Origin of the sequence: Pseudomonas morbosilactucae (assembly GCF_023241715.1) — a bacterium.
Classification (GTDB): Bacteria; Pseudomonadota; Gammaproteobacteria; order Pseudomonadales; family Pseudomonadaceae; genus Aquipseudomonas; species Aquipseudomonas morbosilactucae.
In genome coordinates this window covers 1-9,643 of record NZ_JALQCW010000129.1, presented here as the reverse complement: position 1 = coordinate 9,643, position 9,643 = coordinate 1, and the positions used below count along the sequence as shown (strand labels likewise).

Below are 9,643 nucleotides of genomic sequence, written 5' to 3'. Positions count from 1 at the left end.
ACACGGGTTACCGGACTCGCGGTTTCCCTGCAACTGAAAATGGTGCAGGGATGTCCGTCTTTTCAAACGGATTGCTGAAGGATGGTCGCCGGCTCTCACGTTCAGATGATGAGCTGGTGGGTACTGACCAACAGAGCAGTTTAGAAGTTGACGAGTGAAGGCTACTCATTGCCCATTCGAAGGGCTTTGATTGGTTTCTCCTTCAGCAGTGTCTGTCTCGTTATGCGACTTGTTCTGTTATCGATTTTGTAGACTGTGTCGTTTGAGAAAATGAACGTGCTCTTCGTATCCGCTGCCAAGAGATGGCCAGTAATTCTTTCGCCATTTTTGGTAACAACGCTATGTTCCTTGCCCACGCCGTTCGCCACCTCGATCGCAGTCATTGCACTGATGTCTTGCCTACCTCTGTCAACACCATGCAGCACCCCGAAGACAGGTGCAATGAATAAAATGAGTAAGGCAACGCCCCCCGTGAAGCCTTTCTCAATGAGGGCTTGTCTTTTCGTTTCGCGATTCGCTAACAGATAAGCGTAGGTCAGTGCCACGGCTGCAAATGGGAGCCATGGCAACAACGGGCCAATCAGTGGTATCCCATCAACCCAATTCATAACGCCAGTGAAGCTGTGCAGATATCCTGCCGCCAAAATCGTTGGGTTAGTCAAATCAAGCTCACTCGTTTGTATACCGAACTGCTCGTAGTAAGCGGTGAGCTCTAGATATCCATCCACAAAGAGAGCGGCCTGTATGAAGAGCGCAAAGCTGATCAATAGCTTTAGGGCAAAGTCTTTGTCCACCTCCTTCGTAACCGGCGACTCGGGAGTCGAAACTTGTGGGTTAGCACAATTCGGGTGAGTGATGGTTATAGGAGCCGTGAGCTCCACTTGAACTTTATTTTCTCTTTTCCAGAACACGTTTCGTCCTTGATGCATTGGAGGTTTATTGACGAAGCGTAGTGTATAGACAATGGCGTAGAAAGAGCGGGGGACCCTGGGAAGTCTTGAAGGACACGGGGTCGCAAACCCGCGGGAAAGAGTTAGCGGCAGCGTTGCCAGCTTACTGAAATTCAATCCATTGAAATTGAAAGGTTCCATTGAAAAGCTGTTGAAAAAGGAGGGCTCATGACAGAACCAACCTACCTGTCAAAGAGCGCCTTCGCGGCTCGCATCGGCAGGTCACCCAGTTACATCACCTGGTTGAAAGACAACAACCGACTGGTGCTCTCGCCCGATGGCAAAAAGGTCGATGTCCTGGCCACCGATGCCCTCATTGCTGAAACCGCTGATCCGAGTAAGGCCGCTGTTGCGGCTCGCCATCAACAGGATCGGATCCAGCGCGACGTTCACAGCCAGCTCACTCCTCTTGCCGAGCCGACTTCCACGGCTGCGCCGCAGCCAATGGCTACAGCGCCGGGCAAGCAGCCAGACTTTCAAAAGGCTCGTGCACACCGCGAGTACTACCTGGCCCAGCTTGCGGAGGCGGAGTTTCACAAGGTCCAGGGCTCAACGGTGGAGATCACGGCGGTTCAGTCCGGTGCCTACAACGCCGGCCGCATGTTGCGCGACACATTGCTGGGTATGCCGCCGCAGCTCGCGCCCGAACTGGCCGCCATGACCGACCCCTGGGAAATCGAGCGGCACCTTACGGCAGCCCTGCGCGCACGGCTCGAAGAGGCCAGTCGCATGTCTGCGGAGGACTTTGGCCACACCCTTGAAGCGAACTGGGAGGTAGTCGATGACCCTGGCCAGACCTGACGGCGCGGAGGTTTACCGCGAGGCCTACTTTCGTGGGCTGCAACCTGACCCGGATGTATGGATTGATGAGTGGGCGGATGAGTACATGCGCATCCCCCGAGACACCGGTGCCGCTGAGCCTGGTCAGTACCGGACCTCTCGGACGCCATATGCCCGTGAGCCGATGCGCTGCTTATCACCGGCTCACCCGTGCAAGCGTGTGGTCACCATGGTGGCCTCGCAGTTGATGAAAACCCAGATTGCGCTGAATTGGATTGGCGGACTGATCCATATGGCGCCGTCCAACATCCTGACGTTGTTGCCGAGCCTGGGATTGGCGAAGCGGGTGTCGTCACGGATCAGTAAGACCATCAAGGCTACGCCGGTTCTGCGCAAGCGTGTTGCGTCGAGTCGCTCGCGTGACGCACGTAACACCATGGACACCAAGGAGTTTGAAGGCGGCTCGCTGTACGTCACCACAGCAGGCTCTGCGGCCAACTTGTCGGAGTTGTCGGCTCGCTACGTCTATGGCGATGAGGTTGACCGCTGGGAGGTCGATGTGGGCGAGGAGGGCGACCCCATTGAACTGGCGGAAACCCGTGGCAGTACCTTCGGCCGCAATGCCAAGTTCTATTTCTCCAGCTCACCGACGATCAAGGGCGCCTCGCGGATTAGCGATCTTTTTGAGTCCAGCGATCAGCGTTACTTCTACGTGCCGTGTCCTCATTGCCAGCACATGCAGTTACTGGAGTGGGAGAACCTGCATTACTCTCAGGATTACAAGGTGGTGCATTACCAGTGCGCCGGGCCTGAGTGTGATGTGCTGATCGAGGAGCACCACAAGGGCTGGATGCTGGCGCGAGGTGAGTGGCGATCTCACGCACAAGGCGACGGGGAAACAGTGGGCTTTCATCTGAACGCCCTGTACTCACCGCCCGGTTGGATGGACTGGCGCACGTTGGCGCGGCAGTTCGAGAAGGCTAAGAAGGCCCAGGCCAAGGGTGATCTGGAGCCGATGCAGGTGTTCTACAACACCCGCTTGGCCAAGGTTTGGGATAGCGCACAAGAGCAAACCAAGGCCCATGTGCTGCGGGATCGGGCACGACTCGAAACCTACGGCCTCGGATCCATGCCTGCTGGCGTGCTGATGCTGACCGCTGCTGTCGACGTACAGGCCAACCGTCTGGAGCTGATGGTGATGGGGATCGGTGTTGGCATGGAGCGCTGGGTGATTGATCACCAGGTGATCTGGGGCGACCCCGCCGATGACCGCACATGGTCAGTGCTCGACGAGAAACTCAAGGAGCGCTATCGACATCCTTGTGGCGTCGGTCTGGCGATTCTGGCGACGGGCGTTGACTCCGGTGGTCATCACACGGACGAGGTTTACCAGTTCTGCCGGCTTCGCCGCTGGCGCAATATCTTCGCCATCAAGGGCGCGAGCAAGCCAGGCCGCCCGGTAATCGCTCAGCGGCCATCCATGGTCGATGTGACCTGGAAAGGCCAGACCGAACGTAACGGCGCCGAGCTTTGGTTTGTCGGTACCGACACCGCGAAGGATTGGATCTACAACCGCTATCCCTTTGACAGCGGCCCAGGTGCATTGCACTTCGCCAATGATCTGCCCGATGAGTTCTTTGACCAGTGCGTGGCAGAGCGCAAGGTTGCTCGCTATGTGAAGGGCTACAAGCGAATCGAGTGGGTCAAGGGCAAGGCGGAACGCAACGAGGCGCTCGACCTGATGGTGTATTGCCTGGCCATGGCGCACTACCTGGGCATCAACCGCTACCAGGAGCACGACTGGGAACGCGTCCGGCAGGCCCTGGCTCAGTCTGGCTTGTTCGACGATGTGACTGGCACCAAGCCGGTTCAAATCGCGCCTGGCATTGAAGAAGAATCACCCGCTCCAACGGCTTCCCGACAGTCTCAACCGGCATCACAGGCAGTTATGCCTGTCACGCCGCCGCGATCTGCGGCACCCCCTCAACGCCGCAGCTCCACTAGCGGTTATCTGAAGAGACGCTGATATGTCCTTTACCCAGAAGCACCTCGACGCGGTTGAGGCGGCCATTGCTCGCGGTGAAAAAACTGTGCGCTACGGCGACCGAACCGTGGAGTACCGATCCATCGATGAATTGCTCACAGCTCGCGATCAGATCAGGACGTCGCTCATCAATTCTGCCGGGCCACGTTCTCGGGTAGTTCGATTGTATCACGGAGGCAAGGGACTCTAATGGCCCATTACTTTCCTACGTTGACCCGTAACGGCTTTGTGCTGCCGTCGAACATCAAAGCCAGTTACGAAGGCGCTGGAGAGGGCCGGCGGTCTGCTGGCTGGGATGCTTCAGACAACGGGATCAACAGCATCAATACCCCGGCGCTGCGCAATCTGCGGTCGCGTTCGCGGGCAGCGGTTCGTAATGATCCGTATGCCTATAACGTGATCGATAAGCGCGTTAGCAACCTGATCGGCACCGGCATCACGCCGAGACCTAAAACCGATGATGCCCCCCTGCGCAAATTGTTGCAGGAGCTTTGGGAGGACTGGGTCGACGAGTCGGACGCCGACGAGCGTACCGACTTTTACGGTCAGCAGGCCTTGGTCGCCCGCACGGTGGAAACCTCGGGTGAGTGTTTTGTGCGGTTACGCCCTCGCGGCCTGGACGAAGGTCTAGCGGTTCCGTTGCAGATCCAGATCCTTGCCCCGGAGTTTGTGCCGCACGACAAGTTTGAAACCACCAAGGCCGGAAACGTCATCCGTGCGGGGATCGAGTTCACCCCGGGCGGCAAGCGAGTCGCCTATTGGATGTACCTGTCGCATCCTCGCGACGCGTCGTCGCTGAACGCCGGTTACAACCAGTTGGTCCGCGTGCCGGCCGCTCAGGTGCTGCACATCTTTGAACCGGTCGAGCCGGGCCAGTTGCGTGGCGTACCGCGTTTATCGCCGGTGCTCAAACGCCTGCGCAGTCTCGACAACTACGACGATGCGGTGTTGTTCCGCCAGGAGGTGGCCAACCTGTTCGCGGGGTTCATCACCCGTCCGCCGCCGGACTCCGGGCCGGTGCCAAGGGATCCTATTACCGGCCAGCCGTTGAGCCTGGATCGTGATGGCTTTACTCCGATGGTCGCGCTTGAGCCCGGCACCATGCAGGAGCTTGGGCCAGGTGAGGAGGTCGAGTTTTCCAAGCCGCCTGACGCGGGCAACAACTATCCGGATTTCATGCGGCAGCAATTGATGGCCGCCGCGGCAGGGACAGGAACTCCTTACGAGATCCTCACTGGCGACATGCGTGAGGTCAACGATCGTGCACTGCGGGTGGTGCTCAATGAGTTTCGGCGCCGCCTGGAGCAACTGCAATTTGGGGTGTACGTGCACCAGCTTTGCCGCCCGGTGCGGGCCGCCTGGATGGACATGGCGGTGTTGTCAGGTTCGTTGGTCCTGGACGATTACACGCGCCGCCGCCGCGAATACCTGCGTACCCGTTGGATCCCGCAAGGTTGGGCGTATATCCAACCAGTTCAGGACGTACAGGCGCGACGTATGGAAGTCCAGGCGGGCTTTGCCTCGCGTAGCGAAATGGTGTTGCGCACCGGTTATGACGCTGAAACGGTAGATGCTGAAAACGCCGCAGACCTCGCCAGGGCTGCTGAATTGGGCCTCAACTACAACACTCTCGACGCCGTCGTCACCAACGACGACAAGGAGCAACCATGAGCAAAAAAGCGCGTCCGCGCATTTACAACCGAGCCGGCGAGCGGGTGAAGGTCAAAGACGAAAGCTGGTACACGGTGCTGGCCAGTGGTGAAGCCACTGAGCGTGTGATCGAGGTGTTTGTCTACGGCGAGATCGGTACCTGGGGCGTGACAGCTAATCAATTTGTGCAGGACCTGCGTGCCATGGATGACGGTGTGTCGCCTGTGATCGCTGCCTTCAACAGCATCGGTGGCGACCTGTTCGATGGTCTGGCGATGCACAACGCCTTGCGGCGCTTAGGCGACCGCTGCACTGGGCGTATTGATGCACTGGCAGCCAGTGCGGCCAGTGTGGCGGTGTGTGGCGCGCACCGGGTGGTGATCGCGGCCAACGCCATGATGATGATTCACAACCCTTGGACCTACGCATCTGGCGATGCCGAGGATTTCCGCAAGGTAGCTGATGCTCTCGACCAGACCGTTGAGGCAATTATCGCGGCCTATAAGTCGAAGGCCACCGAGATTGATGAGGCTGAGTTGCGGCGTTTGGTCGATGCCGAAACTTGGCTCACCGCCAACGAGGCAGTGGCACTTGGGCTGGCCGATGAAGTGGGCGACGGCGTGAAGGTCAAGGCGTGCCTGGGACAGGGCGGGGTGATGCAGCGTTATCAGCATGCCCCAGCGGATCTACTGGCCCAGCTCAACGAGCCGGCTGAGGCAGACCCGGACGTTGACCCCATTGATCCACCCGCTTCATCAGCACCGTCCGTGGTCGACTCGGCCAAGCTGGCCTTGATGATTGCCCAGCGTTGCGCGGCGGCGGGTATCAGCAATCTAGTAGCGCCCCTGCTCGAATCGACCCAGCTCGAAAGTGAAGAGGTCGTGCTGGCCGGTGTGGCCCGGGCCAAGGCTGTGAATGACCTGTGTGTGGCTGCCCGACTTCCTGAGTTCAGCGTCGAGTATGTGGGTGCGGGTCTGGATGTGGCTGCGGTGCGGGCGCGCCTCTTCGACAAGATCGTCACCGGGGGCAAAGGCTTCGAGATCGATAACAGCTTGCCGCTGGAAGTTGACCAGCCTCAAAAAGTCCAGGCCAAGCAGATTGATCAGCCCTCTATCTGGGCTGCTCGCCAGGCTGCACGAAATCCATCCGCAAAAGGAGTTAGACCATGACCATTCAACGTGAGCCGATGCATGCGGGTGAATTCCTGCTGTCCGAAGGTGCGGGCACTATTTCCCGCGAAGCCATCAACGTGGCTGCCGGACCGGCCCTGGAGCCGGGGCAGATTCTCGGCCTTGTTGTAGCTACTGGTGAGTTTGCCCCCTACAACCCGACAGCCGAAGACGGCAGCGAAAACGCCCAGGCCATTCTCTATGGGCCCTTGGGGGAGTCGGATCTGGTCCGTCGCGGCCGTGCCGTAGTGCGTTTGGCTGAGGTCAGCGAAGCGCACCTGACCGGCCTGGACCCAGCCGCCGAGAAGGCCCTGGCCAATCATTCCGTGATCGTCCGCTAAGGCGATTCATCCTCGTTTACCGAACCCGCCTTTGCGGGTTTTTTGCTTTCTGGAGATAGCTTCATGGCTGACATTGAGATTTTTAACGACGATGCGTTTTCTGTTTCCTCGCTGACTGCTGCGATCAACGATCAGGAGTATCTCCCGGGTCGTATCAGCAGCCTGGGCCTGTTCCAGGAAGAGGGCATTACCACTCTGACCGTACAGATCGAGAAGGACGGCGACACCATCGCCTTGGTCCCTGCCGGTGAGCGTGGTACCTCCGGCCTGGTGGTCGGTGGTAACAAACGCAACCTGATCCCGTTCAACACCGTGCACCTGCCGGAGCGTTTTGCCATCAAGGCCGATGAGATCCAGGGCATCCGTGCTTTCGGTACGCGCAGCGAGCTGCAGTCGGTGCAGGATGTGGTTAACAAGCGCCTGGCCAAGTGCCGTCGGCAGTTGGATGCCACCCACGAATTCCAGCGCATGGGCGCCTTGAACGGTCAGATCCTTGATGCGGATGGCAGGACCGTCCTGTTGGACATCTACAAGACCTTCGGGGTGAGCCGTAAGAGAATGTCGATGGGACTTAATAGCCCTGCCACAGAGATCCGTGAAAAATGCGGCGACGCCTTGGACCTGCAGGAAGATGCGCTGGGCAGTATCACCAGCAGCGGGGCCCGGGCTTTCTGTGGCAAGCATTTCTGGAACAAGCTGATGACGCACGAGAAGGTTACGGAAACCTTCCTCAACACCCAGCAGGCCGCAGCACTGCGGGGTGATGCCCGCGAGAGCTTCGAGTTTGGTGGCATCGTCTGGGAGCGTTATCGCGGCAAGGTCGCTGGGGTTTCGTTTGTTCATGACGACAAGGCCCTGCTGATCCCAGAGGGCGTTCCGGATCTGTACATCTCGGTGTTTGCACCGGCCGACTACATGGAGACAGTCAACACCGAGGGCCTGCCGTACTACAGCAAGATAGAGCCGCTTCCGTTCGGCAAAGGTATGGCCGGCGAAGCCCAGTCGAACCCACTGCACCTGTGCACGCGGCCACTGGCGCAGATCCTCCTGGAGATGTAACCGTGGGCATTCGCGACCTGCTAGTGGATCTTGACGATGCGGTGTTCGAGGCGCTGGGCGATATGACCTATATCGAAGGGCGCGAGGTATTGGGGATGTTCTCGGCGCCCTGGCTGCAACCCAAGCTCGGCCGGATCAACACAGGACTTCGCGAGCCGCACCTGGTGATCCGGGTGTCGGACTCCGAAGGGGTGGCCGAGCGTCAGCAGGTCCGCGTGGATCTGCCGGCCCACGATGGTGGTGGTCTCTACACCTTGGTGCGTCTTGAGCCTGGTGGTGATGGCCTTGTCACCTTGATTCTGAGGATCAATCCATGAGCATCGGCAGCTACACCCAGCAGTCAGCCCGAGACGCGATGATCACCCTGCAGCTATCGAAAACCGATATGCAGGCCTACAAGGACTTCACTGCGCTGGTGCCCAAGGCGGCCGCAGCTGCCCATCGGCGAGCGATCAACAAAACCTTGCGCTGGCTTCGCACGCACATTGCGCGTGCTGTCAGCAGCAAGGAGCGGATCGCAGTCGCCGCCGTTCGCCAGCGGTTGCGGGCTTACCCGATCAACAGCAAAGGCCAGGGCAAGCTCTGGTTTGGGATTAACCCGATTGAGTCCAGCCGCATCGGGCGTGCACGTCAAAACCGCTCGGGCGTGTCGGTGGCCGGGCGGCGTTATCAGGGCGCGTTCTTCAAGAAAGTCTACGGCGGCCAGGCGGATATCTGGATCCGTACCGGCAGCAAGCACTTCAGGGCAGCGGACTATCCCGAGACGCTCCAAGGTAAGCGGCGCTCGGGCTTTGTTGCAGAGAACGATAACCGGTTCCCACTGGCAAAGGCCAAGGTGTCATTGGACGACGTCCGGCCGCAGTTTCAGGAGTGGGTGGCGAAGGCTGACGAACGTCTGATGACGATTCTGGAGCAAGAGCTGAACTTTGAGCTGCAGAAATACTTGCGAGGTACCAAGAGTGTCTGATGAACCTTTCAGCCTTGATCAGTTGTACGGCGCGATAGAGCAGCACATTCGCGAAGCCATTCCCGGCCTGCAGTTCGTGGGCACCATGCCGGACATGCTCGACCATGTACCCATTCCTGCCGTGGTGATCGAGCTGGTGGAAATGGAGCCAGGGAATGACCAACTCACCGGTGAGACGGCGCTGGAGGCACGCTTTGAGGCCCGGGTAATTGTTGGGTCTGAACAGGAAAAGTGCCAGCAGCAAGCGGCGTTCGTTGCGGCCCAGCTCGCGGTGCTGCTGCGTTTGCAGACCTGGGGCGTGGAGGCAGATGCCGCCGAGTTTGTCCGGGCTGCCCAGGACTGGACTCGGCCTGAGCTGGACGGCTACGCGGTCTGGGTCGTGGAGTGGACCCAGGGCATCTACCTGGGCCCCGAGGAATGGCCGTGGCCGGATCAGCCGGCGGGCGTGCTGGAACTCAACCTGGGGGATGATGCCCCGGACGTTCGTATGGCGGGTGAGCCGTGAGCTACGTTGCAGCGGCCCATGACCGCATGCTGGCCGGCCTGATCATCCCTTGCAGCGTAGTCGGCGTGGATCCTGGCCGCGGCCTACTGTGCGTGTTTCCGATGGCGCCGGCTGGACCAGCGCCTGGGTCCGTTGGCATAGCCAGGCCGCCGGCAAGGCCCGCCACTGGCCGAGCGCC

General features: G+C 59.5%; 11 protein-coding genes and 1 pseudogene. 11 read left to right on the top strand and 1 reads right to left on the bottom strand.

The annotated features are described in order from the left end of the window. Positions 1–161: 161 nt before the first annotated feature. Positions 162–911 carry a hypothetical protein gene (locus M1B34_RS33175; RefSeq protein ID WP_268267384.1) on the bottom strand — a complete coding sequence of 250 codons (750 nt, stop codon included), beginning with the start codon at positions 909–911 and terminating at the stop codon, positions 162–164. Positions 912–1,118: 207 nt separating this feature from the next. On the opposite strand from M1B34_RS33175, the gene M1B34_RS33170 reads away from it, so the two are divergent. The 11 genes and pseudogenes from M1B34_RS33170 to M1B34_RS33120 all read left to right on the top strand — a co-directional run. Then, positions 1,119–1,751: a terminase small subunit gene (locus M1B34_RS33170; protein ID WP_268267383.1), complete on the top strand. Its 633-nt coding sequence runs from the start codon at positions 1,119–1,121 to the stop codon at positions 1,749–1,751. Continuing rightward, complete coding sequence (locus M1B34_RS33165; protein WP_268267382.1) at positions 1,732–3,756, top strand: phage terminase large subunit family protein; 2,025 nt, start codon at positions 1,732–1,734, stop codon at positions 3,754–3,756. The genes M1B34_RS33170 and M1B34_RS33165 overlap by 20 nt, the downstream gene beginning before the upstream one ends. A gap of 1 nt (position 3,757) precedes the next feature. Then, positions 3,758–3,964 carry a phage head-tail joining protein gene (locus tag M1B34_RS33160; RefSeq protein WP_268267381.1) on the top strand — a complete coding sequence of 69 codons (207 nt, stop codon included), beginning with the start codon at positions 3,758–3,760 and terminating at the stop codon, positions 3,962–3,964. Then, positions 3,964–5,445 (top strand): phage portal protein, encoded by a 1,482-nt coding sequence (locus M1B34_RS33155; RefSeq protein WP_268267380.1) that lies wholly within the window; start codon positions 3,964–3,966, stop codon positions 5,443–5,445. The genes M1B34_RS33160 and M1B34_RS33155 overlap by 1 nt, the downstream gene beginning before the upstream one ends. After that, complete coding sequence (locus M1B34_RS33150) at positions 5,442–6,593, top strand: head maturation protease, ClpP-related (protein WP_268267379.1); 1,152 nt, start codon at positions 5,442–5,444, stop codon at positions 6,591–6,593. The genes M1B34_RS33155 and M1B34_RS33150 overlap by 4 nt, the downstream gene beginning before the upstream one ends. Continuing rightward, complete coding sequence (locus M1B34_RS33145; RefSeq protein WP_268267378.1) at positions 6,590–6,934, top strand: head decoration protein; 345 nt, start codon at positions 6,590–6,592, stop codon at positions 6,932–6,934. Before M1B34_RS33150 ends, M1B34_RS33145 begins: the two co-directional genes overlap by 4 nt. Before the next feature lie 63 nt (positions 6,935–6,997). Continuing rightward, positions 6,998–7,993 (top strand): major capsid protein, encoded by a 996-nt coding sequence (locus tag M1B34_RS33140; RefSeq protein ID WP_268267377.1) that lies wholly within the window; start codon positions 6,998–7,000, stop codon positions 7,991–7,993. A 2-nt stretch (positions 7,994–7,995) separates the two neighbouring features. Beyond that, positions 7,996–8,310, top strand: a complete 315-nt coding sequence (locus M1B34_RS33135; protein ID WP_268267376.1) for a head-tail joining protein — start codon at positions 7,996–7,998, stop codon at positions 8,308–8,310. Further along, entirely contained in the window at positions 8,307–8,960 is a 654-nt protein-coding gene (locus M1B34_RS33130; RefSeq protein ID WP_268267375.1) for a hypothetical protein, read from the top strand. The genes M1B34_RS33135 and M1B34_RS33130 overlap by 4 nt, the downstream gene beginning before the upstream one ends. Further along, complete coding sequence (locus tag M1B34_RS33125) at positions 8,953–9,465, top strand: hypothetical protein (RefSeq protein ID WP_268267374.1); 513 nt, start codon at positions 8,953–8,955, stop codon at positions 9,463–9,465. Before M1B34_RS33130 ends, M1B34_RS33125 begins: the two co-directional genes overlap by 8 nt. Continuing rightward, a pseudogene (locus M1B34_RS33120) lies at positions 9,462–9,643 on the top strand (phage baseplate assembly protein V); the annotation flags it as partial. The gene M1B34_RS33125 and the pseudogene M1B34_RS33120, both read left to right, overlap by 4 nt.

Coding starts and splice junctions, on each gene's coding strand:
- M1B34_RS33145 (WP_268267378.1), top strand. CDS start 6,590: ATGACCATTCAACGTGAGCCGATGCATGCGGGTGAATTCCTGCTGTCC.
- M1B34_RS33170 (WP_268267383.1), top strand. CDS start 1,119: ATGACAGAACCAACCTACCTGTCAAAGAGCGCCTTCGCGGCTCGCATC.
- M1B34_RS33140 (WP_268267377.1), top strand. CDS start 6,998: ATGGCTGACATTGAGATTTTTAACGACGATGCGTTTTCTGTTTCCTCG.
- M1B34_RS33130 (WP_268267375.1), top strand. CDS start 8,307: ATGAGCATCGGCAGCTACACCCAGCAGTCAGCCCGAGACGCGATGATC.
- M1B34_RS33160 (WP_268267381.1), top strand. CDS start 3,758: ATGTCCTTTACCCAGAAGCACCTCGACGCGGTTGAGGCGGCCATTGCT.
- M1B34_RS33150 (WP_268267379.1), top strand. CDS start 5,442: ATGAGCAAAAAAGCGCGTCCGCGCATTTACAACCGAGCCGGCGAGCGG.
- M1B34_RS33165 (WP_268267382.1), top strand. CDS start 1,732: ATGACCCTGGCCAGACCTGACGGCGCGGAGGTTTACCGCGAGGCCTAC.
- M1B34_RS33155 (WP_268267380.1), top strand. CDS start 3,964: ATGGCCCATTACTTTCCTACGTTGACCCGTAACGGCTTTGTGCTGCCG.